Source organism: Pseudomonas sp. zfem004, from assembly GCF_032621715.1.
Classification (GTDB): Bacteria; Pseudomonadota; Gammaproteobacteria; order Pseudomonadales; family Pseudomonadaceae; genus Aquipseudomonas; species Aquipseudomonas sichuanensis.
Genome location: NZ_JAVYJF010000005.1, coordinates 214,527 through 236,582, shown reverse-complemented (window position 1 = coordinate 236,582; position 22,056 = coordinate 214,527). Strand labels below are relative to the sequence as shown.

The following is a 22,056-nucleotide window of genomic DNA, read 5'->3' as shown; positions in this document are numbered from 1 at the left end:
GCCTCCGTCCTGGCGGCCACTGACAAGGAGTTAAGCATGCACAAGATTGCTTTATCGGGCCTGGCCGCCCTCGCCTTCAACGGGCTGGCCATGGCCGACGCGCAGATCGACCTGGGCGACGCCCAGCGGGTCACCCGACTGTTCGCCTACCCCAACAACTGCCACGTGATCTGCTACCGCGACTGGAGCCTGGAAAAGACTGTCGAGCACTACCTCTCCCAGAGCGTACAACGCGATGGTTATGCCAACGCCAAGGTGCAAGTGACCCGCGACAACGACAGATTGCATGCCCACATCACGGATGTGCCCGCCCACTACACCGAGCCATTGCGCAAACTGCTCGACAGCGGCGACCTGGCCTACCAGGGCGCCACCCGCCTCAACCAGAACGCCGGCTGGGACTACAGCTGGTATCTGTTCCTGCCGCTGGGCATGGCCCTGGAGAACCGCCGCAGCATCGAGCTGCTGCACTTCCCGCCGGACTATTCGCTGACCCGCTACCAGGACTATCTCAAGTCCAGCACCACCGACCGCTGGGCGGACCTTTTGACCTACAACGGCATCGACGCCAGCCAGACCCCGGCCTACCAGACCATCGTCGATATCGCGCCGATCGCCGCGCCGTCGGATGCCGGCAAGGCCCTTGAAGGGGTCTACGGCTACTTCAACGATTACCAGGTGAACATGGTCAAGCAGATGACCGTCACCCATGCCGGCCAGGCGCTGCCGATGGTCGCCTTTGGCGCGCCGGTACGCGCCTGGATCCAGCAGCAGTACGGGCCGAAAGTGAACGTGCTGGGCCTGGTCAGCATCACCCCCGAAGCCGGTGGCACCAAGGTGCCCGTACTGGGCGCCAACCACCCCAGCGCCATCTGGTACGCCGCCGACCCGAAAAGCTACGACGGCGACCAGGACAAGGCCGACGCCGCCGGCCTGAAGATGATGGGCCAGGACCTCTCCGCCGCCTGCTGGCAAGCCGGCATGGGCCGCAACCCGCAGGCCGACGCCAAGCTCACCCTGGATGCCTGCTCCACCAAGTGGCAGGTGACCCAGAAGAAGCAGACCTGCGAGCTGTTCTACCGCACCATCCGCAACATGACGCCGGAGCAGGCAGCGGCCAAGTGCAATACCGGCGCGGTGACGCGCAGCTTGCGGGATTTGCGTAAACCTTTGGAAACGAATGGGGTGGATTCGGCGCTTTGATGCCTCTCTGGCACACGACATAATCCGTCCTGCGCACAGCCCCGCAATGACTCGCTTCATTGGCTCTTGGGGTGAAGAAACCGGCCCTATGCCGGTTTCTTCGTTTTTGCAAACGACAGGAAGTCGGTCATGCACAAAACGCCCACCCAATTGGGAGACGAAAGCCTCGCTGAGGCGTTCGGCAGGTTGCTGAATCAGGCAGTCGCCTTGCAGGAAGCAGGCGCTTCTGTGCATCAAGCGCAGCAGGCAGCCGAGTTCACCTACCTGCTGACCAAGAAGCAACTCGACCGCATTCGTCGTATCTGCAAACAAATGAGCTGGCCGACGCCACAGTGCCGAGGTATTCGCATCGATCTGCAAACCATCGCACATCCTTTGCACGCGCGAGGAACGAAGGATCGATGCACAGCGCAGGAGACGCTGCAGATCCTGGTCAGCGCCTATAGCGCCTACAGCCAGGTCGGGCTCAACAAGCCCAAGCATGCCCAAGGCATCCTGTTCAACACGGGCCGCAAGGTGAAGATCGGCACAGGTAGCTACTACGCCGTGGCCGTCGTGAAAGTCTGTAGTGAGGGAGGTAAAACGTACTTGACCCCCGTCACGGCGTATCACGCGACGGAGGCCAAGATTCGAAAGATTTCATGACTACGGAGGAAGGACGGCCTCGAAGGCAAGTCTTCCGCACTGAAGCGGAACAACCCATGCGCCTGCGAATTCCCTTCATATGACCCTGGCTGCCAAGGCCTACGCAGCACCGCCGACAAATTTTCTGCTGTCTTCGTAGTCGGGGTTCATCCTATGTGCGGTCAGCCCGTTTTGCAAACCCGCCTGACGGGCTACACGCCAGTCAGTCTTCCAGCAGCGTACAGGCCATCACCAACGCATCTTCCCGCCCACCCGCCACCGGGTAGTAATCGCGCCGCCGCCCGATTTCATTGAAGCCGTAACGCTCATACAGCCGATAGGCCGACTGGTTGCTGGCACGCACTTCAAGGAAGCACTCACGGCCATTGAGCTGGTAGGCCCGCGCCATCAGGTGCTCGAGCAGGCGCAGGCCCATGCCACGGCCCTGGCTCTCCGGCTTGACGGTGATATTGAGCAGGTGCGCCTCGTCGATGATCACGTTGATCACGCCATGACCGATCTGCTGCTGGCCATCGAACATCAGCCACACTTCGTACGACTTCAGCGCATCCTGGAAGATGCCGCGGGTCCAGGGATGGCTGAAGGCTGCGTATTCGATCTTCAACACGGCATCCAGATCCGCCTCGGTCATCGGGCGGAAACTGATCGACTCACTCATTCAACGCTCTTCCAGCGCGCCATCAGCTGGCGCATGGCTTTCCAGACGTCCGCCTTGCGCTGCGGCTCGTCCATCAACAGTTCAAGGCCGGGCAAGGCCCAGGCATCGCCGAGCAGGTCGACCTTGAGTTCTTGGTAATAGGCCTCGGCGTCGGCCTGGCCGGCAAAACGAATGGCCGGCAGGCCGATCAGCCACAGGCAGGTGCTGGGCGCCTCTTCCAGGCGTGCGGCGATGAAGCCCTGGACGAAGTCCCGGGCGGCGTCCGGCCCTTGGTCCATGTTGCCGCGCATCAGCAGTGGCCAGCGCACCGGCTCGCCGATGATCTGCGGGGCGTCCGGCAGGCCGGCGGCGCGCAGCATGTCCTTGAGCAGCAGGTACGACGGGTCGCGGCTCTGGAACGGCTGGCCGGTGGCCAGCTCCACCAGCAGCAGGCAGCTGCCGGCGCGCAGCAGTTGCAGGGCAAAGCGCGGTGGTGGCACCGGGGCGGGACGCGTCGCGGGGGCCTCTACCTCGGCTTCGACCGGCTTGGCGACCGGTTTCGGCGTGCTGCCAGGGCGCGGAATCTCGATTTTCGGCCGCTCTGCGCGCGCTTGGGGCGCCACGGGCGCTTCCCGGGGCGCGGGCGCCGACGGACGCACCTCGAAGTCGATGTCCTCGACCGGCGCCACTGGCAACAGCAGTTCCGGCCGCGAAGGTGCGGCGAACGGCAGTTCGGCGCGCGGCAGCCAATGCACCACTTGCATGGCGGAAAGGTAGGCGCGGCGACGGGGTTCGGTCAGCAAGGCTCGGGGGTCCGGGGTTCGAAACGTCGCACATTCTAACGTTGTTGGCCGGGCTGTGCTGCAACTGGTCGGCGGATTTTTGTCAGCTGTGACGACCCTTTCGCGGGGCAAGCCCGCTCCCACGGTATTTCAGGGCCCGTGGGAGCGGGCTTGCCCCGCGAAAGGGCCAGTGAATCCCCTACAAGAGCCAAGGTTATCCCCCATTACAGACCAAGGGGTGAAATCCTCCCCCCTGGATGAAGTACAATCCCCCCCTTTTTACTTGGCAACGAGTAGACGCCAATGATCGAACCCAAGCGCGTCCTGCGCGCCCTAGCCGAACACTGGGCCTTGATCGAGCCGCTGTGCGAGCGCTTCGACCAAGGCACCCTGAGCCTGATCGAACTGCGCCAGCAGTTGGCCCGCCAACAGGTGGAAAGCACGCCGCAGGACATCACCCAGCTGCTCGACGTGTGGATCCGCCTGGACATCCTGGTCCCGGTAGCCAAGAGCCCGAACCGTTTCGAGCTCAACGCGCAGATCCACGACTTCCTCGCCTACCTGCGCCGCGAACACCGGCTGGGCCTGTGCCTGGAGATCGAAGCCTACCTGCGCCACCTCGAGCGCCTGGCCGGGCATATCCAGGACGCCTTCGACAACCGCGACAGCGACGACCTGGCGCGCCAGCTGCGCTTGCTCGATATGCGCGTGCGCGACGTACTGAAGAAGCTCGACAACGACGAGCAGGCGCTGGTGGCCGTGGCCGAACGGGCCAAGACCAGCAACCGGCAGATCCCGCTGCGCCAGCGTTACGCCGAAGTGCTGGCGACCTGGGACGAGTACGTCGAACCGATGATCCAGCTGGTCAACGCCGACGGCGCCTTCGAGCAGGGCGTGCGCAAGGTCGAGACCGTGCTGCTGCGCCTGCTGGGCGAGCAGGCGCGCCTGGGCCACTTGGTCGACGACGACATGCTGCTGCGCACCCATGCGCGCATCCTCGAGATGCAGACCAGCGCCCAGCTCACCCTGCGCCATGCCCGCGAACTGCTGCTGCCGCTGCGCGAAGAGGCCCGCCGGCACAACGCCGTGACCCGTGGCGCCGCGCTGGCCTTGTCGGTGATCCGCAAGAAGGGCATCGACGCCGTGCCGCAAGCGGCCATGCCGATGTTCACCCGCCCGCAGAGCACCTTCCTGGGCAGTGCCAGCCAGGTCGAAGCCTATGTCTATGCCCTGGCCCGCTTCGAGCCCAAGCCTGCGCGCTTCCCGAAAGCGCACAAGACCCAGAAGGGCCCGCTGCCCCGCGCCCCGCGCACGGTCAAGGAGATGCTCGAGCGCTGCGAGGACGCCCTGCCGCTGCCGGACCTGATGGTCTGGCTGCTGGAGCAGGAGCCCGAGGGCGCCACCGACGAACTGCTGTACTGGTTCTCGCGCCTGTCGCGCGAAAAGCGCTTCGCCCGCCAGCGCCTCGACCGCCAGGAATACATCACCCGCGAACACCTGGTCAGCCTGCGCTCCTTCGCCCTGACGTCCAGCCGCGAAAACCAGCCGGCCACCACGACCGAATCCACCGCGAGCCCCGCCCATGCATCTTGATCTTTCCGAACTGTCCCAGCTCGCACCGATCTTCCGCGAGCTGTTCAAGGGCTTCCACGTCAGCCGCCGCGACCCGGAGCTGTACGCCCAGCTGTCGAATTTCCAGGACCAGTACCGCACCCTGTTCAAGGCCCTCGGTTTCGAGCTGGTCTGCGACACCCGCGGTTTCTACTACTTCGTCCCCGAGCAGGCCGCCGCGCAGGTCAACAAGACCGCCCAGCGCCTGTCGCTGTTCACCTTCATCCTGGTCGAGCACCTGGCCGACCAGGGCCGTGACCCGATGGCCGTGCTCGACGGCGGCAGCATCGGCCGCGACGAATTGCCGTCGCTGCTGGACAAGTACCGCGACCTGTTCTTCCAGGCCGAAGTGCAGACCGTCGAAGAGCTGGAAGAGAAGATCCTGCGCCGCATGACCCAGCTCGGCTTCGCCCACGAAGAGGGTGGCATCTACCGCTTCCTGCCGCCGATGCACCGCTTCCTCGACGTGTGCCTGTCGGTGCAGCAGGACCGCGACCTCGCCGCTACCCTGCACAGCGACCTGCCACTGCCCATCCCGGTACTGGTGGTGGAAGAGACGCCCGAAGAACTCAACCGCACCGACGACCCGCTCGACCTCACCCCGTTCGACGGCCAGGAGAGCGAAGAGGAGGCCCTGGCCCGGGCCATCCGCGAAGAGCAACAGGAGATTGACGCATGAGCCAGGAACGCTACGGCATCCGCCGCTTCGCACTGCTCAACACCGCCGGCTACAGCCTGGGCCTGTTCCCCCTGGAACACCCGCTGTCGGTCTATGGCGCCAACAACCTGGGTAAATCGGCGTCGATCAACGCCCTGCAGTTCCCGATCCTGGCGCGCATGTCGGACATGAGCTTCGGCAAGTACAGCCTGGAACAGTCGCGGCGCTTCTACTTCGCCAGCGACACCAGCTACATCCTCTGCGAGCTGAACCTGCCCCACGGCCCGCATGTGATCGGCGTGGTCGGCCGCGGCCCGGGCGGCGGCTTCGGCCACCAGTTCTTCGCCTACCAGGGCGAACTGGACCTGGCCCATTACCAGAAAGACGACACCTGCCTGCGCCAGAAAGAGCTGTTCACCAACCTCGAGCGCAACGGCCTGAAAGCCTACGAGCTCAAGCCGGACGAACTGCGTCGGCTGCTGGTCGGCGGCCACACCTCGGTGCCGCTGGACCTCACCCTGATCCCGCTGCGCTCGACCAGCGAGCAGAGCCTGAAAACCTTCCGCGCGCTGTTCATCAACCTGCTGCACATGCGCGAGATCACCGCTGCCAAGCTCAAGCAGCTGTTCCTCGACGCCTTCGAACACAGTCTGCGCTCGGGCAGCGTCGACTACATCGCCGCCTGCGAAGAGGCCTTCCGCGACGTGCGCCGCATGGAGGGCGACTACAACGCCCTGGTGGCAGCCGGCCCATTGGTCGAGGCCCTGGCCGGCGGCGTGGCCCAGCGCGACATCCTGCGCGGCAAGCTGCACCGCATTTCGCCCCTGCTCGACAACCTGTTGGGCACCTGGCAGGAATACGCCATGGCGCGCAAGGAAGAGCTGGTCATCCAGTCCGAGCACTACCGTGGCGAGCAGGACCGCCTGCAGAACGACCAGCGCGGCGGCACCCAGGAGCTGATGCGCCTGGAGCGCGAAATCACCGGTATCCAGCGCTGGCTGGGTGAACTGTCGGTGCTCAAGCACCGCTTCGCCCTGGTGACCGACGTCAAGACCCTGGAACAGCAACTGCTGGCCGCCAAGGACGCCCACGACGAACTGGCCGGTGCCCTGGCCCAGTCACGGCAGTTCTCCGCCGAAGACCTCGACGAGCGCGTGCGCGACCTCGAGAAACGCGTGAAAGCGGTCAAGCTGCAACTCGACCACGCCGACAACAACAGCTACGCCCGCCTGCGCGAAGAGTTCTCCCAGCAGGACGTCGACCGCCTGATGCGCCTGTTCAACGGCGCGCTGTTCAGCCTGCCGCTGGGTGACCGCGGCATCGAGCTGGATGACAGCGATGTCTGGGTCAAGACCCTGGAAGGCGTGCTTGACCGTTTCAAGGGCGAGCGCTTCGAAGTGCCGGGCCTGTCCATCGATATCTCGCACATCGACCCGCCCGCGCTGCAGGCCTTGGCCGACCGCGCCGCCCTGCGCGACCAGAAAGAGCGCCTGGACAAAGAGCTCAAGCAGCTCAAGACCCAGCAGGCCGTGGCCCTCGACCGCGCCGCCAGCAAGGCGCAGACCGAAGCGCTGTACCAGCAGGTGCTGGATGCGCAGAAGGCCCTGGAAGACTTCCGCCGCGCCGAGACCCTGGCCGCCGAAGAGCCGGAGAAGATGGAGCAACTGAGCCAGCTGGAAGCGGCCCAGGACGAGCTCAAGCGCTCCAGCGACGCCTTCACCGAACGCGTCCAGCAGCTGTCCGCCAAGCTGCAGCTGGTAGGCCGGCAGATCGCCGACCTGGAAGCCAAGCAGCGCACCCTGGAAGACGCCCTGCGCCGTCGCCAGCTGCTGCCGGCCGACCTGCCCTTCGGCACGCCGTTCATGGAAGCGATCGACGACTCCATGGACAACCTGCTGCCGCTGCTCAACGACTACCAGGACAGCTGGCAGGCGTTGCAGCGCGTGGACAACCAGATCGAGGCGCTGTACGCCCAGGTGCGCCTCAAGGGCGTGGCCAAGTTCGACAGCGAAGACGACATGGAGCGCCGCCTGCAGCTGCTGATCAACGCCTACTCGCACCGTACCGAGGAGGCGCTGACCCTGGCCAAGGCACGCCGCGCGGCGGTCACCGACATCGCCCGGACCCTGCGCAACATCCGCAGCGACTATGACAGCCTGGAACACCAGCTGGCGCTGTTCAACCGCGAGATCAACAAGCGCCAGGTGTCCAACCTGGAGAGCTTCCGCGTGGTGCTGGCGCCGAACAAGGAAGCGCTCAAGCACATCGACCAGATCATCCACAGCGCCGGCCAGTACGAGGAAGGCGAGACCCTGTCGGTGTTCGACCTGACCCAGAACAGCGACCAGGATCACAAGAACGAAGAGGCCAAGGAATACCTGGCGCGGCTGGTGGCGGCCAACCACAACCAGCTGGGCCTGAAGGACCTGTTCGAACTGGCGTTCGAGATCACCAAGATCAACAGCCAGCCGGTGATCCACGCCGACATCGACGGCGCCGCTTCCAACGGCACCACCATGACCATCAAGGCGCTGACCAACATGTACCTGTTGCTGCACCTGATGGACCGCGACCTGGCCGGGCGCATTCGCCTGCCGTACTACCTGGACGAGGCGGCGGACATCGACGAACGCAACCAGGCAGCGTTGCTGGAGACCAGCCAGCAATTGGGCTTCGTACCGATCCTGGCGAGCGTGAAGCCGCAGGTGTCGGCGCGGGTGGCGATCGACCTGGAAGGCGGTAGCGGGCCGAATGGCATCTACATCGACGAGGCGGACTGGAAGTACATCAGCCGTCGCGATGAGGTGAAGGCCATCGTGCGTGAGGATGAGGCCGAAGAACTAGCCTGAGGTAGCCGGGGCCGCGTTGTGGCCCTATCGCGGGTAAACCCGCTCCCACAGGAATGATGCAGTACNNNCTGTGGGAGCGGGTTTACCCGCGAACGAGGGCGAAGCCCTCGCCTTTCAAACCATCGCGGGGCAAGTCGCATCGGCGCACCGCCGCTCCCACGCCATGCTATGTGCTGGCGTGGGAGCGGGCTTGCCCCGCGATTGAAGGTGATGCGATGAATCAGTGCGTGCGCGCTACGGCAAACTCGCTCAACTCGATCAGCGCATCCCGGTATTCACTGGCCGGCAGCACTTCCAGGCAGGCAATGGCACGGGCCACGTAGTCACGGGCCATCTGGGCGGTGTAGGCCAGGGCGCCCGAAGCCTCGACGGCAATGCGGATCTGCTCCAGGTCTTCGATGCCACCTTTCTGGATCGCCTTGCGCACCAGGGCAGCCTGCTCGGGCGTGCCTTCGCGCATGGTGTAGATCAGCGGCAGGGTCGGCTTGCCCTCGGCCAGGTCGTCGCCGACGTTCTTGCCCAGGGTTTCCGAGTCGCCCTTGTAGTCCAGCAGGTCGTCGACCAGCTGGAAGGCCACGCCCAGGTGGTCGCCGAAGGTGCGCAAGGCTTCACGCTGTTCGTCGGTGGCCTGGGCGAGCGCGGCGGCGCTGTGGGTCGAGGCCTCGAACAGCATCGCGGTCTTGCCGCGGATGACGTCCATGTACACCTCTTCGGTGGTGCTGGCATCGCGCACCCGCGACAGTTGCAGCACTTCGCCTTCGGCGATCACCCGCGTGGCCTTGGAGAGGATCTGCATGACCGGCATCGAGCCCAGTTCGACCATCATTTCGAACGAGCGCGAATAAAGGAAGTCGCCCACCAGAACGCTCGGCGCGTTGCCCCACAGGGCATTGGCGGTGGAGCGGCCACGGCGCATGCCGGACATGTCGACCACGTCGTCATGCAGCAGGGTGGCGGTGTGCAGGAACTCGATGGTGGCGGCCAGCAGGCGCAGGTCGTCGCCTTCGCGACCCAGGGCCTTGCCGCACAGCAGCACCAGCAGCGGGCGCAGGCGCTTGCCGCCGGCGGAAGTGATATAGTCGCCGATCTTCGATACCAGCGGCACGCGCGAGGTCAGCTGCTTCTTGATGATCTCGTCGACGGCGCTGAAATCGTCAGCTACCGCGCGGTAGAAGGATTGGGGTTGCATCGGCTGCTCCATTGAGGTTGCGCGGCATGCTAGGTCGCGGGTATCGGTGTGTCAAGGCGCGCTGCCCGTGGGCCCTGGCCAGTACTTGCAAGCATTTCCGGGGTTGCGTACAATCGCGCACCCTAACTTCCTGGGCAGCACCTGCCTTACGCAATTGCACCGGGCCGTTCCAGCCCTATGCAGCCATGCCAGCCAATACTCATCATATAAAGCGCTGGGTGAGCAGGATTATCGGAGAAATACCATGTCTTACGCAGTAATCGTTACCGGCGGCAAGCAGTACAAAGTCGCTGAAGGTGAATTCCTCAAGATCGAAAAACTGGAAGTCGCCACTGGCGAATCCGTGACCTTCGATCGCGTTCTGCTGGTCGCCAACGGTGAAGAAGTCACCATCGGTGCTCCAGTTGTCGCTGGTGCCAAGGTTGTGGCCGAAGTGATTTCGCAAGGCCGTCACGACAAGGTTCGTATCATCAAGTTCCGTCGTCGTAAGCACCACATGAAGCGCATGGGCCACCGCCAGTGGTTCACCGAGATCAAAATCACCGGCATCCAGGCTTAATCCCCTAGATCCCCTGAATTTATTTGGAGAATTGAACCATGGCTCACAAGAAGGCTGGTGGTAGTACCCGTAACGGTCGCGACTCAGAATCGAAACGCCTTGGCGTGAAGATGTATGGCAGCCAGGTCGTCAAGGCCGGCAACATCATCGTCCGTCAGCGCGGCACCCAGTTCCACGCCGGCTACGGCGTTGGCATGGGCAAGGATCACACCCTGTTCGCCAAGATCGAAGGCGTGATCAAGTTCGAGAAGAAAGGCGAGTTCAACCGCCGTTACGTGAGCATCGTCGCCGCTTAATCGCGACGTCGCTCCAGAAGCCCCGTCATGCGACGGGGCTTTTTCGTTTGTGTTGAGCCTCTTGCAAAGCTGTTTGTTTGGGCTGCTGGCGTTGGTTTCTGGTCGTACGGGGCCGCCGCGCTCATTTTTGCAAGAGCCTCAGGTTTTCTGGTTTTCGACTCGTCATTCGACGAGAGGCGGTTTTGAATGAAGTTTGTTGACGAAGTATCGATCCGGGTAAAAGCCGGTGACGGCGGTAACGGTTGCATGAGCTTCCGCCGCGAGAAATTCATCGAGAACGGCGGCCCCAACGGCGGTGACGGTGGCGACGGCGGCTCGGTGTACATGGTGGCCGACGAGAACCTCAACACCCTCGTCGATTATCGCTACACCCGTCATCACGAAGCCCAGCGCGGCTCCAACGGCGGCAGCACCGACTGCACCGGCAAGAAAGGCGACGACCTGTTCCTGCGCGTACCGGTCGGCACCACCGTGATCGACGCCTCCACCCAGGAAGTCATCGGTGACCTGATCACCCCGGGCCAGAAACTGATGGTCGCCCAGGGCGGCTGGCACGGCCTGGGCAACACCCGCTTCAAGTCCAGCACCAACCGTGCGCCACGCCAGACCACTCCAGGCAAGCCGGGTGATCAGCGCGACCTGAAGATGGAAATGAAAGTCCTGGCTGACGTCGGTCTTCTGGGCCTGCCGAACGCCGGCAAGAGCACCTTCATCCGCTCGGTATCGGCCGCCAAGCCGAAAGTCGCCGACTACCCGTTCACCACCCTGGTGCCGAACCTGGGCGTGGTCAGCGTCGACCGCTGGAAGAGCTTCGTCATCGCCGACATTCCCGGCCTGATCGAAGGCGCCTCCGACGGTGCCGGCCTGGGTATCCGCTTCCTCAAGCACCTGGCCCGTACCCGCGTGCTGCTGCACCTGGTCGACATGGCGCCGCTGGACGAAAGCAGCCCGGCCGATGCCGCCGAAGTGATCGTCAACGAGCTGACCCGTTTCAGCCCGTCGCTGGCCGAGCGTGAGCGCTGGCTGGTGCTGAACAAGGCCGACATGGTCATGGACGACGAGCGCGACGAGCGGGTCAAGGAAGTGGTCGAGCGCCTGCAGTGGGAAGGCCCGGTCTACGTGATCTCGGCGATCTCCAAGCAAGGCACCGAGAAACTCAGCCACGACCTGATGCGCTACCTCGAAGACCGCGCCGACCGCCTGGCCAACGACCCGGCCTACGCCGAAGAGCTGGCCGATCTCGACCAGCGCATCGAAGACGAAGCCCGTGCCCAGCTGCAGGCCCTGGACGACGCGCGTACCCTGCGCCGTACCGGCGTCAAGAGCGTGCACGACATCGGCGACGATGACGGCTGGGATGATGATTTCGAGGACGACGAAGACGGCCCGGAAATCATTTACGTGCGCGACTGATCGGTTGCAGTACACTGAACGCCGCTCTCTGGAGCGGCGTTTTTGTATCTCAGGTATCTACAGATTCGACATAGGTTGGAAGAGAAGATGCGAAGCAAGGTGACTGGCGCCAAGCGCTGGGTCGTGAAGATCGGCAGCGCGCTGCTGACTGCCGATGGCAAGGGCCTGGACCGTGGCGCCATGGCGGTGTGGGTCGAGCAGATGGTGGCCCTGCGTGAAGCGGGCGTGGAACTGGTGCTGGTCTCTTCCGGGGCCGTGGCCGCCGGCATGAGCCAGTTGGGCTGGACCACCCGACCGAGCGCGATGAACGAGCTGCAGGCCGCTGCCGCGCTCGGCCAGATGCGCCTGGTGCAGGCCTGGGAATCGAGCTTCGGCGAGCACGGCAAGCACACCGCACAGATCCTGCTGACCCATGACGACCTGTCCGACCGCAAGCGTTACCTGAACGCGCGCAGCACCCTGCGCACCCTGGTCGACCTGGGCGTGGTGCCGGTGATCAACGAGAACGACACCGTGGTCACCGACGAGATCCGCTTCGGCGACAACGACACCCTGGCCGCGCTGGTGGCCAACCTGGTCGAGGCCGACCTGCTGGTGATCCTCACTGACCGCGACGGCATGTTCGACGCCGACCCGCGCAACAACCCCGAAGCCCAGCTTATTTATGAAGCCCGTGCCGACGACCCTTCGCTCGACGCCGTGGCCGGCGGTACCGGTGGCGCCCTCGGCCGTGGCGGCATGCAGACCAAACTGCGCGCCGCGCGCCTGGCTGCCCGTTCCGGTGCGCACACCATCATCATCGGTGGCCGTATCGAGCGCGTGCTGGACCGCCTGAAGGCCGGCGAGCGCCTGGGTACCCTGCTGTCGCCCGAGCGCGGCATGCTTGCCGCGCGCAAGCAGTGGCTGGCTGGCCACTTGCAGACCCGTGGCACCCTGGTGCTGGATGACGGTGCCGTGCAGGCCCTGCGCCAAGCCAACAAGAGCCTGCTGCCGGTCGGCGTGAAGACCGTGCAGGGCAGCTTCCGCCGCGGCGAGATGGTGGTCTGCGTCGGCCCGGATGGCCTGGAAGTGGCCCGTGGCCTGGCCAACTACAGCGCGCTGGAAGCGCAGAAGATCATCGGCCAGCCGTCCGATGCCATCGAAAGTGTGCTGGGCTACAGCGCCGAGCCTGAGCTGGTACACCGCGACAACCTGGTCCTGGTCTGAGGAAGTGAACGTGCTGAAAAGGATGATTGCCGTGGCAGCCCTGGCGCTGCCGATGCTGGCCGGGGCCGAGGAGATCGGCCAGGTGTCCACCGTGTTCAAGTTCGTCGGGCCCAACGACCGTATCGTCGTCGAAGCCTTCGACGACCCCAAGGTAGACGGCGTGACCTGCTACCTGTCGCGGGCCAAGACCGGCGGCCTGAAAGGTGGCCTGGGGCTGGCCGAGGACCGTGCCGAAGCGTCGATCGCCTGCCGTCAGGTTGGGCCGATCCACTTCAAGGGTGACTTGAAAGACGGTGAGGAGGTGTTCAAGGAGCGCACCTCGCTGGTGTTCAAGACCATGCAGGTAGTGCGTTTTCTCGACAAGAAGCGCAACACGCTGGTGTACCTGGTGTACAGCGACCGCCTGATCGAAGGCAGCCCGCAGAATGCGGTGACGGCGATTCCGATCCTGCCTTGGGCACAGCAATAACCTGCTAGAAACGATCGCGGGGCAAGTCGCATCGGCGCACCGCCGCTCCCACGCCAGCACATAGCATGGCGTGGGAGCGGGCTTGCCCCGCGATGCATTTGTGCAGGAAAAAACTAAACCCTATACAATGTGCGCCTTTACCCGTCTGTACCTTAAGGAACGCCTGTGAGCACTCTGCCACCCTGCCCAAAATGCAACTCCGAATACACCTACGAAGATGGCGCGCAACTGATCTGCCCCGAGTGCGCCCATGAGTGGTCGGCCAGCGGCGAAGCCGAAGCCAGCGACGATGTGGTGAAGAAGGATTCGGTGGGCAACGTGCTGCAGGACGGCGACACCGTCACCGTGATCAAGGACCTCAAGGTCAAGGGCTCCTCGCTGGTGGTCAAGGTCGGCACCAAGGTCAAGAACATCCGCCTGTGCGACGGCGACCACGACATCGACTGCAAGATCGATGGCATCGGCGCGATGAAGCTGAAGTCCGAGTTCGTACGCAAGGTCTGACCTCCCTTTCGGGGCTGCCTCCGGGTGGCCCCGACAGATCCTGCAACAGGATCGCCTGCACCCTTCACAACATTTCTGCCAATTGTTACTTGCTATTTTGATAATAAGAATTATTCTCATTGGAACCGCTATCCAAGGAGAATAGCCATGACTTATCTGATCGACGCCTGGCTGGAACGCCCCCACCCCTACTTACGCATCCTGCATCGCGAGACGGGCGAAGTGTGCGCCGTGCTCGAGGAAGACGCACTCGACGAGCTGCGTGACCAGGGCGACCTGGACATGACCGGGTTGAATTCGAGTGAACCGGGGGTACTGAAAGAGCTGGTGAGGAACCTGTTTCTGTTCTGCTATGCACGGGCATTGCGCCCTGGGGGAACGGATTGGAACTGAGAGAGATCGCGGGGCAAGTCGCATCGGCGCACCGCCGCTCCCACGGAGATTGCGTGGGAGCGGGCTTGCCCCGCGATTGTTCAAGGCTCAGGCCTTACAGAACGTCGAGCAGCTCGACGTCGAACACCAGTACGCTGTGCGGCGGGATGCTGCCGACGCCTTGGGCGCCGTAAGCCAGTTCGCTTGGCACGTACAGGCGCCATTTGCTGCCGGCGTTCATCAGCTGCAGGGCTTCGGTCCAGCCAGCGATCACGCCGCCAACCGGGAACTCGGCCGGCTGGCCGCGCTCGTAGGAGCTGTCGAACACGGTGCCGTCGACCAGGGTGCCGTGGTAGTGGGTGCGAACGTTGTCTTCGCGAGTCGGCTTGGCGCCTTCACCAGCGGTCAGTACTTCGTACTGCAGGCCCGAAGCCAGGGTGACGATACCTTCACGCTTGGCGTTGTCGGCCAGGAATTCCTTGCCCACTGCAGCGGCGGCTTCGGCCTTGGCAGCAGCTTCGGCTTGCATCACCTCACGGATCACCTTGAAGGCAGCCGACAGGTCGGCTTCGCTGACACGGCTTTCGGCGCCATTGAAGGCGTCGGTCAGGCCGGCAACGATGGCGTCCAGGTTGACGCCTGGTGGCGGGTTGTCACGCAGCTGGCCACCCAGCTGGCGGCCAATGCCGTAGCTGACGCGGGTTTCGTCGGTGGACAGGTTGAGTTCGGACATGGGCTTGCTCCGCTTGAGGGCGCACTGCATCTGCGCCCTGATGAAAAGGGCGAGCAGCCTAGCACACTGGTGCCGCGCGGAGCAGCTACCAGGCCGAACGCTGGGAAATCGGGACTTTGAGGTCTTCTTCCGGGTGGGTGCCCATGCCGCACATCTCGTCCTGCACGGACCAGTGCATCAGGTTCATCGAGACCATCGGGATGGCCTTGAGCAACCCCCGCGCATCCTCCACCGAATGCACGCGCAAGCGCTCGCCACTGGGGCTGGACAGGGGGTGGGCACGGCCCTTGACCCGGGCTTCAAGCAGATAATCACCGCCTTCGATGGCGATCAGGTTGAGTTCGTCGACATGGCCAGCCCTGGCCTCGGCGTTGAGCTGCTGCAGGTTCATAGGTGCACCTCGCTGCGGGAACCACGCTTGAGTGCTCATTTTTTGTACAGAACCCGGTTTTAGACAAGGCGCCGTTCGTCAGTTGTACCGCATCGTCCTTTTCGCGGGTAAACCCGCTCCCACAGGTTATGCGCAGATCCTGTGGGAGCGGGTTTACCCGCGAACAGGCATCAGTGTTTGGTCAAGCGATCCAGGTAGCCCATGACGAACGCCGAGACGACAAAGGTCATGTGGATGATCACGTACCACATCAGGTATTCGGTGGAGATGTTCTGCGCATCCATGAACACCCGCAGCAGGTGGATCGAAGAGATGGCGACGATGGACGCGGCCACTTTCATCTTCAACGACGAAGAGTCCATCTTGCCGAGCCAGTTGAGTTTCTCCTTGCTCTCGTCGATGTCCAGTTGCGAGACGAAGTTCTCGTAGCCAGAGATCATCACCATCACCAACAGGCCGCCAACCAGCGACATGTCGATCAGCGACAGGATCACCAGGATCAGGTCGGCCTCGGCGAGGGAAAAGACGTTGGGCAGGACATGGATGATTTCCTGGAAGAACTTCAGGGCCAGTGCCAGCAGGCCCAGCGAGAGGCCGAAGTAGATCGGTGCGAGCAGCCAGCGCGAGGCATACATCGCGTTTTCGAGGATACGTTCCATGGACAGTGGGGACTCATAAGGTGACTGGAAAAGCGTGCGCGAGTATAGCCAGCCACCCGTGACAGCAAAAGCCTGCGGCGGCTTGCCGCAGGCGTTAAGAGCCGACGCGGGACTGTGGGAGCGGGCTTGCCCCGCGAATGGGTCCGCAGTCCTATCGAACTGGCCTGTCAGGGCTATCGCGGGGCAAGTCGCATCGGCGCACCGCCGCTCCCACGCAGTAACTCAAGTTTCCGGATGGAACTGATAATCCCCGAGATTGCGGCACCGCTCGCCGTTGATCTTGCGCAGCTGCGCCTGCAGGTGCAGGCACCAGATCTGCGGGTCTTCAGCGACCTGGTAACCATGAAGGGTAAGGCTGTCGACGATGGCATTCATCACCGACTCGGCCACCATAGGGCCATGGAACGGCCCCTGGGCCTTGATCGCCGAGGGTTGTTCGCCAGCCATGCCGGCGGCGAACAGCAAGGTCCACATGCCGTTGTCACCGGCCAGTGGGCGAATACTGCATTCGATGCGAGTCACCAGGCCCAGGCACTGGCGGGTAAGGCTGAGGTTGCGCATGGCGGCGTCCCCTCTGTGGAGCCCTGTTCAGCCCGAAAGCAACGGGCTGTTTCCATCCTGAACCCTGTAGACGTCCTTAAGTTCCACTGTAGCCGACCTACGGAAAAGTTAGAAAACCGGCGCTGAACGGTAGCACTTCGCCGCCAGCGCCGGATTATTGACTCAGGCCGGATTTGCCTGGGCGACGACTTCCTCGAGCCGCTCCTTCTCGGCTTCCTTGATCTCTTCCTCGCTGATCATTTCGGAAATCACCCGTAGGCGCTCGACCACCCGGGCATTGACGCTGCCTTCGGCGAATTCACCCTTGTCATCCAGCGCACCGGCCTCCTCACCCACCAGCAAGCTCAGCGCTTCGTCGGCCTGACTGACGGCGTAGACGTGGAATTGCCCGGCCTCGACCGCCTGCAATACACGCTCGTCGAGCATCAGCGTGGCGACGTTGGCCTTGGGAATGATCACACCCTGTTCGCCGGTCAGGCCGCGCGCTTCGCAAAGGCGGAAGAAGCCTTCGATCTTCTCGTTGACCCCACCCACCGCCTGCACTTCGCCAAACTGGTTGATGGAACCGGTGATGGCGAAGCACTGCTTGAGCGGCGTGCGCGACAGTGCCGAAATCAGTGTGCAGGCCTCGCCCAGCGAGGCGCTGTCACCGTCGACATAACCGTAGGACTGCTCCAGGGCGATGCTCGCCGAAATCGCCAGGGGGAACTCCTGGGCATAGCGGCTGCCCAGGTAACCAGTGAGGATCATCACCCCCTTGGAGTGGATCGGCTGGCCCAGGTTGACCTCGCGCTCGATGTCGACGATGCCGCTGCCACCCGGGTACACGGTGGCCGAAATACGCGCCGGCATGCCGAACGCCGAATCACCCACCTCCAGCACGGTCAGGCCGTTGCACTTGCCGATCGCCGCGCCTTCGGTGTCGATCAGGATGATCCCGGCGAGCATGTCGTCGAGCACCCGCTGCGACACCCGCCCGGTACGCGTGGCCTTGGCCTTGAGCGCACGTTCGATGTGGCCGGCGTCGGTCATGCTTTCATTGGCCAGCTGGCGGACGAAGTCGGCCTCGCTGACCAGCTGGAACAGGTCGCCGATACGTGCCGACAGCCGCGACTGGTTTTCTGCCAGGCGCGCGCTGTAGGTGGCCAGACGCGCCACGGCGTCGCTGGTCAGTGGCGCCATGCCTTCTTCATTGGTGCGGGTGCGCAACAGCTGAGCGAACTGCTCCAGGCTCTCGTCGACCATGGGCAGGTCTTCGTCGAAGTCGACCAGCACCCGGAACATCTCCTGGAAGTCCGAATCGTGGTCCTGCAGCGCGTAGTACAGCTGGCGCGAACCGATGATCACCAGCTTGACCCCCAGCGGGATCATCTGCGGCGTCAGGCTGACCGTGGCCACACGCCCCAGCTCGCCCAGCGGCGACTCCATCTTCAACTTGCGCGACTGCAGGGCGCGCTTGAGTGCATCCCAGACGAAGGGCTCACCGAGCATCTTGTCGGCTTCAAGAATCAGGAAACCGCCATTGGCGCGGTGCAGTGCCCCCGCCCGCAGCTGGCGGTAGGAGGTGTACAGGGCGCCCTGGTCGGTGCTGTATTCGATGCGGCCGAACAGGTTGTCGTAGGTCGGGTGCGGCTCGAACACCACCGGTGCGCCGCCGTTGCCGCAATGGCCCACCACCAGGTTGGGCGCGTATTGCTCTTCGAGCATCTTGCGCGCCACGGCGTCGGTCTTGCTGTCATCGACCAGTTGCTCGACCACGGTGCGCAGCAGGTTCAACTGCATGGATTGCAAGTAGGCGCAGACAGCCGCGTTTTCGGCGTACTTCTCCGACAGCGGCGCCAGCAGCGGCTGCAGTGCCAGGGTGATGGTTTCTTCGTTGAGCTGGCGCAGCTGGTTGTTCGACTCGCGCTTCCACTGCGGCAGGCTGGCCAGCTCTTCGTTCAGGCGCTCTTCGAGCAGGGCGATGTCTTCATGGAAACGCTCGCGCAACTCTTCCGGCAGCTGGGCGAACTCGGCCTCGTCCAGTGCCTTGCCGTCGGCCATGGGGGTGAAGGCGACGTTGCTGCTGTCGCGGTACAGGGCCACGTCCTTTTCCAGCGAGGCGCGTTCGATCACGTCCAGCGCACGGTCGTAGCGCTGGTTGAAGGCGCGGTCGATGGCGCTTTTCTTCTGCTGGTAGGAGGGATGCTCGAACACCGCCGGGAAGGTCGCCACCAGGTTGTCGATCAGGCCATTCATGTCACTGATGAAGGCATGAGCACTGCCGGCGGGCAGCTCCAGCGCACGCGGCTCGCGAGAGTCCTCGAAATTGTTGACGTAGAGCCAGTCGGACGGCGTGGCCTGGCGCTTGCCTTCGGCCTTCAGGTAGCGCTTCACGAACGAGAAACGGCCGGTGCCGGGCTCGCCCATCACATACACGTTGTAACCGGGGCGCGGCATTGCCACGCCGAACTGCAGGGCCTCGACGGCACGCTCCTGGCCCAGCACACCACGAAATGGCTCCAGATCGTCGGTATTGGAGAAAGCAAACTGTTCAGCGGAGAAACGCCGGGTCAGGGCTTCGGGCGCGAGACGCAGGCGCGAGGCGACAGGATCGGGCATTGGGTTTCCTTACTTCGGCGGGGCGGATGGAAAGCATTCTGGCGCCGCCAGCGCGCCGCTTGCAAGGCTCTGCGGGACTTTATGTCGCAGCTCAACAATGGCGATCACGCAAGACATTTTTCGCAATAAACAACGCAATCTTTGGATCGTGCCTAAACTCCTAGCTGCGCGGGGGGGTGGCAAGTCTTCCTGTGCTGGCAACCGCGTTGCCAGAACCCTGACCATTGGTACGTCACTTGAGAATGAGAACAACGCTATGAAACGGATTCTTCTGGGTACTCTGTTCGCCGCTGTCTCTATCAACGCCATGGCCGAAGCGCCGGGAGGTCCCAACTGCGGTTGGGGCAACATGCTGTTCGAGGGCCAGCGCGGCACCCCGGCACACTTCCTGGCCTCCACCACCAACGGCACGTCCGGCAACGCAACCTTCGGCATGACCTCGGGCACCAACGGTTGCTCGACCAAGGCCTCCCTCACCTATGGCGGCAAGTCGTGGTTCGCCATGAACGGCATGATGAACGAACTGTCCGAAGACATGGCCAAGGGCCAGGGCGAAGCCCTGACCACCTACGCCGTGGTCCTCGGCGTGGCGCCTGAAGACCGCGCGCATTTCGCCGCCGTCACCCACGAGCATTTCCAGCAGATCTTCAGCAGCGCCGACGTCACTGCCGAAACTGTCCACAGCAACACCCTGGCGGTGCTCAAGAGCGACCCGCAACTGGCCAAATACGCCACCGAGGCATGAGCCCCACGCCTCCCGCCCCGGCAGCGGGGCGGGCTTGGCGATCCACCTTCGGCATCATTCAGACGTAGTTGCCCGACATGCTCAAACGCCTCGCTACCCTGGCGCTGATCGTCAGCGCCCCCTTGCACGCCGCACCACAGCACGACCCGGCCCGCCTGCGACAGCTGGCCGCCACGCCCTACTGGATCGCCCTGGGCCACTATGAAACTGCCAAGCTCGGCGGCTGGCGCAGCTATGTCGACGACAGGCGGTTCTTTCTCGCAGAAGACGGCGCGCACCACCCAGACCAGGAGCTCAAGGCCACGGTCGAAGCGCTGTATGCCCCGGCCAGCCTCGGCGACAAGCACCCGCAGTGCGTATTCCCGGCCCGCACCCGCTGGTTGCGCGAACAACTGGGCCTGACCGACCTGCCCAAGCCTGATTGCCAGGAGTTCGCCACCTGGTACCAGTCGATCGACCCGCACAGCGCGACGTTGATCTTCCCGGCGGCCTACCTCAACAGCCCGTCGTCGATGTTCGGCCACACCTTGTTGCGCATCGACCAGTCCAATACCCGCCGCGACGACACCACGCTGCTCAGCTACGCGATCAACTTCGGTGCCTATATCGAAGGCAGCGACAACAGCATCCTCTACGCCTGGAAAGGCCTGATGGGCGGCTACCCCGGGCTGTTCGCGATCATGCCCTACCAGGAAAAACTGTCCGAGTACCGCAGCCTGGAAAACCGCGACCTGTGGGAGTACCAGCTGGACCTTACGCCGGAAGAAACCGGACGGATGGTCGAGCATGTGTGGGAGCTCAAGCAGATCAAGTTCGACTATTTCTTCTTCGACGAAAACTGCTCCTACCGCCTGCTCGAACTGCTGCAGGTGGCGCGCCCGAGCCTGGACCTCACCTCGCAGTTCCCGCTGACCGCCATCCCCACCGACACGGTCAAGGCGGTCAAGCAGTCCGGGCTGGTCACCGATGTGCGCTATCGCCCGTCGCGCGAACGCGAGCTACTGGCCCGGGCCGAGCCGCTGGACTCGGCAGAGAAACAACAGGTACTGGCCCTGAGCGCCGACACCGGGCAACTGCAAAGCCCCGAATTCACCGCCCTGCCCCGCGACCGCCAGGCCCTGGTGCAGGACGCCGCCTACCGCCTGGAGCGCTACCGGGCCAACGGCCAGGAGCGCGATCCAGCCCAGGCCACACGCAGCTTCGAGCTGCTCCGCGCGATCAACCGTAACCCACCGCCGCCGCTGGAGATCGAACGCCCCGGCCTGCCGGAGGATGGCCACCAGTCACGCACCTGGCAGTTGGGCGTCGGCACCCGTGAAGACCGCGCCTACGCCGAGTACGGCCTGCGCATGGCCTATCACGACCTCAACGACAACCTGTACAGCTTCCCCCTCGGCGCACAGATCGAGATCCTCCAGCTCAAGTTGCGCCAGTACGAAGGCAACGACTGGCAGGTGCAGCGCCTGGACCTGGCCACCATCCGTTCGCTGACACCGCGCAATGAGCTGCTCAAGCCCTGGTCGTGGCAGGTGGCGGGCGGGCTGGAACGGGTGCCGGGCAAGCACGATGACGAAGTGCTGGTCAGCCATGTGAATGGCGGTGCCGGTGGCACCTGGCAATTGACCGACGACCTGCTGGGCTTCGCCCTGGGCACGCTGCGGGTGGAGCATCACAACGACTTCGCCGAGTTCGTCTCACCGGCGGCCGGATTCAATGGCGGGCTGTTGTGGCGCAATGGGCTGGGCAACCTGACGCTGGAGGCCAAGGGTGACTACTTCACCAATGGCGAGGTTCGGCGCAGCGTGAGCCTGAATCAGCAGTGGGAGATCAGCCAGAACCTCGGTGTGCGGCTGAGCGCCTCGCGCCAGTTCAGTCATCTGGCCACGGCGCAGAACGAAGTGATGCTGGAGTTGAAGTGGTATCAGTATTGATCCGTGCGGGCTTCTTCGCGGGTAAACCCGCTCCCACANGGT

22 protein-coding genes are annotated in these 22,056 nt (G+C 63.8%); 14 read left to right on the top strand and 8 right to left on the bottom strand.

Annotation, left to right across the window (positions count from 1 at the left end; genetic code table 11):
* Positions 1-36: 36 nt before the first annotated feature.
* Together RTH46_RS07995 and RTH46_RS07990 are read left to right on the top strand one after the other, a co-directional pair.
* Positions 37-1,203 carry a hypothetical protein gene (locus RTH46_RS07995; protein WP_316905372.1) on the top strand — a complete coding sequence of 389 codons (1,167 nt, stop codon included), beginning with the start codon at positions 37-39 and terminating at the stop codon, positions 1,201-1,203.
* Between the two features lie 129 nt (positions 1,204-1,332).
* Positions 1,333-1,848, top strand: coding sequence for a hypothetical protein (locus tag RTH46_RS07990; RefSeq protein ID WP_316905371.1), 516 nt, complete (start codon positions 1,333-1,335; stop codon positions 1,846-1,848).
* Positions 1,849-2,050: 202 nt separating this feature from the next.
* On the opposite strand, the gene rimI is transcribed toward RTH46_RS07990, so the two are convergent.
* On the bottom strand, positions 2,051-2,506 hold the full coding sequence (gene rimI, locus RTH46_RS07985; RefSeq protein ID WP_125860419.1) for a ribosomal protein S18-alanine N-acetyltransferase: 456 nt from the start codon (positions 2,504-2,506) through the stop codon (positions 2,051-2,053).
* Positions 2,503-3,288: an energy transducer TonB gene (locus RTH46_RS07980; RefSeq protein WP_316905370.1), complete on the bottom strand. Its 786-nt coding sequence runs from the start codon at positions 3,286-3,288 to the stop codon at positions 2,503-2,505. The genes rimI and RTH46_RS07980 overlap by 4 nt, the downstream gene beginning before the upstream one ends.
* A 282-nt stretch (positions 3,289-3,570) precedes the next feature.
* On the opposite strand from RTH46_RS07980, the gene mksB reads away from it, so the two are divergent.
* The 3 genes from mksB to mksF are packed head-to-tail and all read left to right on the top strand — an operon-like array spanning position 3,571 to position 8,385.
* Positions 3,571-4,860 carry an Mks condensin complex protein MksB gene (gene mksB, locus RTH46_RS07975; protein WP_110996188.1) on the top strand — a complete coding sequence of 430 codons (1,290 nt, stop codon included), beginning with the start codon at positions 3,571-3,573 and terminating at the stop codon, positions 4,858-4,860.
* The gene (mksE, locus tag RTH46_RS07970) at positions 4,850-5,557 is read left to right on the top strand and encodes an Mks condensin complex protein MksE (RefSeq protein ID WP_125465571.1); all 708 of its coding nucleotides are present in this window, start codon (positions 4,850-4,852) and stop codon (positions 5,555-5,557) included. Before mksB ends, mksE begins: the two co-directional genes overlap by 11 nt.
* Entirely contained in the window at positions 5,554-8,385 is a 2,832-nt protein-coding gene (gene mksF / locus RTH46_RS07965) for an Mks condensin complex protein MksF (RefSeq protein WP_153788441.1), read from the top strand. Before mksE ends, mksF begins: the two co-directional genes overlap by 4 nt.
* A 220-nt stretch (positions 8,386-8,605) precedes the next feature.
* On the opposite strand, the gene RTH46_RS07960 is transcribed toward mksF, so the two are convergent.
* Complete coding sequence (locus tag RTH46_RS07960) at positions 8,606-9,574, bottom strand: polyprenyl synthetase family protein (protein WP_110996194.1); 969 nt, start codon at positions 9,572-9,574, stop codon at positions 8,606-8,608.
* A gap of 244 nt (positions 9,575-9,818) precedes the next feature.
* On the opposite strand from RTH46_RS07960, the gene rplU reads away from it, so the two are divergent.
* The 7 genes from rplU (at position 9,819) to RTH46_RS07925 (ending at position 14,414) form a co-directional block, all read left to right on the top strand.
* On the top strand, positions 9,819-10,133 hold the full coding sequence (rplU, locus tag RTH46_RS07955; RefSeq protein ID WP_060512528.1) for a 50S ribosomal protein L21: 315 nt from the start codon (positions 9,819-9,821) through the stop codon (positions 10,131-10,133).
* Positions 10,134-10,171: 38 nt separating this feature from the next.
* Positions 10,172-10,429, top strand: coding sequence for a 50S ribosomal protein L27 (gene rpmA, locus RTH46_RS07950; protein ID WP_008092023.1), 258 nt, complete (start codon positions 10,172-10,174; stop codon positions 10,427-10,429).
* 186 nt (positions 10,430-10,615) lie between these two features.
* On the top strand, positions 10,616-11,842 hold the full coding sequence (gene cgtA / locus RTH46_RS07945) for an Obg family GTPase CgtA (RefSeq protein ID WP_110996193.1): 1,227 nt from the start codon (positions 10,616-10,618) through the stop codon (positions 11,840-11,842).
* Positions 11,843-11,929: 87 nt separating this feature from the next.
* Positions 11,930-13,048, top strand: a complete 1,119-nt coding sequence (gene proB, locus RTH46_RS07940) for a glutamate 5-kinase (protein WP_153787193.1) — start codon at positions 11,930-11,932, stop codon at positions 13,046-13,048.
* A 22-nt stretch (positions 13,049-13,070) separates the two neighbouring features.
* Positions 13,071-13,517: a CreA family protein gene (locus tag RTH46_RS07935; protein WP_178125821.1), complete on the top strand. Its 447-nt coding sequence runs from the start codon at positions 13,071-13,073 to the stop codon at positions 13,515-13,517.
* Positions 13,518-13,682: 165 nt separating this feature from the next.
* Positions 13,683-14,021, top strand: coding sequence for a zinc ribbon domain-containing protein YjdM (locus RTH46_RS07930; protein ID WP_125465575.1), 339 nt, complete (start codon positions 13,683-13,685; stop codon positions 14,019-14,021).
* Between the two features lie 147 nt (positions 14,022-14,168).
* Positions 14,169-14,414, top strand: coding sequence for a hypothetical protein (locus RTH46_RS07925; protein ID WP_110996196.1), 246 nt, complete (start codon positions 14,169-14,171; stop codon positions 14,412-14,414).
* A 94-nt stretch (positions 14,415-14,508) separates the two neighbouring features.
* Here the strand turns inward: RTH46_RS07925 and RTH46_RS07920 are convergent, their stop codons facing one another.
* From RTH46_RS07920 to RTH46_RS07900, 5 genes are all read right to left on the bottom strand, one after another.
* Entirely contained in the window at positions 14,509-15,126 is a 618-nt protein-coding gene (locus RTH46_RS07920) for an FKBP-type peptidyl-prolyl cis-trans isomerase (protein ID WP_153787194.1), read from the bottom strand.
* 85 nt (positions 15,127-15,211) lie between these two features.
* Positions 15,212-15,517, bottom strand: a complete 306-nt coding sequence (locus tag RTH46_RS07915) for a DUF6482 family protein (protein WP_125465577.1) — start codon at positions 15,515-15,517, stop codon at positions 15,212-15,214.
* A 170-nt stretch (positions 15,518-15,687) separates the two neighbouring features.
* Positions 15,688-16,176: a TIGR00645 family protein gene (locus tag RTH46_RS07910; protein WP_110996199.1), complete on the bottom strand. Its 489-nt coding sequence runs from the start codon at positions 16,174-16,176 to the stop codon at positions 15,688-15,690.
* Positions 16,177-16,398: 222 nt separating this feature from the next.
* Positions 16,399-16,737, bottom strand: a complete 339-nt coding sequence (locus RTH46_RS07905) for a hypothetical protein (RefSeq protein WP_110996200.1) — start codon at positions 16,735-16,737, stop codon at positions 16,399-16,401.
* A 162-nt stretch (positions 16,738-16,899) separates the two neighbouring features.
* Positions 16,900-19,338 (bottom strand): Lon protease family protein, encoded by a 2,439-nt coding sequence (locus RTH46_RS07900; RefSeq protein WP_153787196.1) that lies wholly within the window; start codon positions 19,336-19,338, stop codon positions 16,900-16,902.
* A gap of 256 nt (positions 19,339-19,594) precedes the next feature.
* Between RTH46_RS07900 and RTH46_RS07895 the strand changes: the two genes are divergently transcribed.
* Together RTH46_RS07895 and RTH46_RS07890 are read left to right on the top strand one after the other, a co-directional pair.
* Positions 19,595-20,083 (top strand): DUF3015 domain-containing protein, encoded by a 489-nt coding sequence (locus RTH46_RS07895; protein ID WP_153787197.1) that lies wholly within the window; start codon positions 19,595-19,597, stop codon positions 20,081-20,083.
* 77 nt (positions 20,084-20,160) lie between these two features.
* Entirely contained in the window at positions 20,161-22,014 is a 1,854-nt protein-coding gene (locus RTH46_RS07890; RefSeq protein WP_316905369.1) for a DUF4105 domain-containing protein, read from the top strand.
* Positions 22,015-22,056 lie beyond the last annotated feature (42 nt).

Excerpts from the sequence above, each read along its gene's own strand:
- RTH46_RS07995 (WP_316905372.1), top strand. The coding sequence starts at position 37 with ATGCACAAGATTGCTTTATCGGGCCTGGCCGCCCTCGCCTTCAACGGG.
- RTH46_RS07990 (WP_316905371.1), top strand. The coding sequence starts at position 1,333 with ATGCACAAAACGCCCACCCAATTGGGAGACGAAAGCCTCGCTGAGGCG.
- rimI (WP_125860419.1), bottom strand. The coding sequence starts at position 2,506 with ATGAGTGAGTCGATCAGTTTCCGCCCGATGACCGAGGCGGATCTGGAT.
- mksB (WP_110996188.1), top strand. The coding sequence starts at position 3,571 with ATGATCGAACCCAAGCGCGTCCTGCGCGCCCTAGCCGAACACTGGGCC.
- mksE (WP_125465571.1), top strand. The coding sequence starts at position 4,850 with ATGCATCTTGATCTTTCCGAACTGTCCCAGCTCGCACCGATCTTCCGC.
- mksF (WP_153788441.1), top strand. The coding sequence starts at position 5,554 with ATGAGCCAGGAACGCTACGGCATCCGCCGCTTCGCACTGCTCAACACC.
- RTH46_RS07960 (WP_110996194.1), bottom strand. The coding sequence starts at position 9,574 with ATGCAACCCCAATCCTTCTACCGCGCGGTAGCTGACGATTTCAGCGCC.
- rplU (WP_060512528.1), top strand. The coding sequence starts at position 9,819 with ATGTCTTACGCAGTAATCGTTACCGGCGGCAAGCAGTACAAAGTCGCT.
- rpmA (WP_008092023.1), top strand. The coding sequence starts at position 10,172 with ATGGCTCACAAGAAGGCTGGTGGTAGTACCCGTAACGGTCGCGACTCA.
- cgtA (WP_110996193.1), top strand. The coding sequence starts at position 10,616 with ATGAAGTTTGTTGACGAAGTATCGATCCGGGTAAAAGCCGGTGACGGC.
- proB (WP_153787193.1), top strand. The coding sequence starts at position 11,930 with ATGCGAAGCAAGGTGACTGGCGCCAAGCGCTGGGTCGTGAAGATCGGC.
- RTH46_RS07935 (WP_178125821.1), top strand. The coding sequence starts at position 13,071 with ATGATTGCCGTGGCAGCCCTGGCGCTGCCGATGCTGGCCGGGGCCGAG.
- RTH46_RS07925 (WP_110996196.1), top strand. The coding sequence starts at position 14,169 with ATGACTTATCTGATCGACGCCTGGCTGGAACGCCCCCACCCCTACTTA.
- RTH46_RS07920 (WP_153787194.1), bottom strand. The coding sequence starts at position 15,126 with ATGTCCGAACTCAACCTGTCCACCGACGAAACCCGCGTCAGCTACGGC.
- RTH46_RS07915 (WP_125465577.1), bottom strand. The coding sequence starts at position 15,517 with ATGAACCTGCAGCAGCTCAACGCCGAGGCCAGGGCTGGCCATGTCGAC.
- RTH46_RS07910 (WP_110996199.1), bottom strand. The coding sequence starts at position 16,176 with ATGGAACGTATCCTCGAAAACGCGATGTATGCCTCGCGCTGGCTGCTC.
- RTH46_RS07905 (WP_110996200.1), bottom strand. The coding sequence starts at position 16,737 with ATGCGCAACCTCAGCCTTACCCGCCAGTGCCTGGGCCTGGTGACTCGC.
- RTH46_RS07900 (WP_153787196.1), bottom strand. The coding sequence starts at position 19,338 with ATGCCCGATCCTGTCGCCTCGCGCCTGCGTCTCGCGCCCGAAGCCCTG.
- RTH46_RS07895 (WP_153787197.1), top strand. The coding sequence starts at position 19,595 with ATGAAACGGATTCTTCTGGGTACTCTGTTCGCCGCTGTCTCTATCAAC.
- RTH46_RS07890 (WP_316905369.1), top strand. The coding sequence starts at position 20,161 with ATGCTCAAACGCCTCGCTACCCTGGCGCTGATCGTCAGCGCCCCCTTG.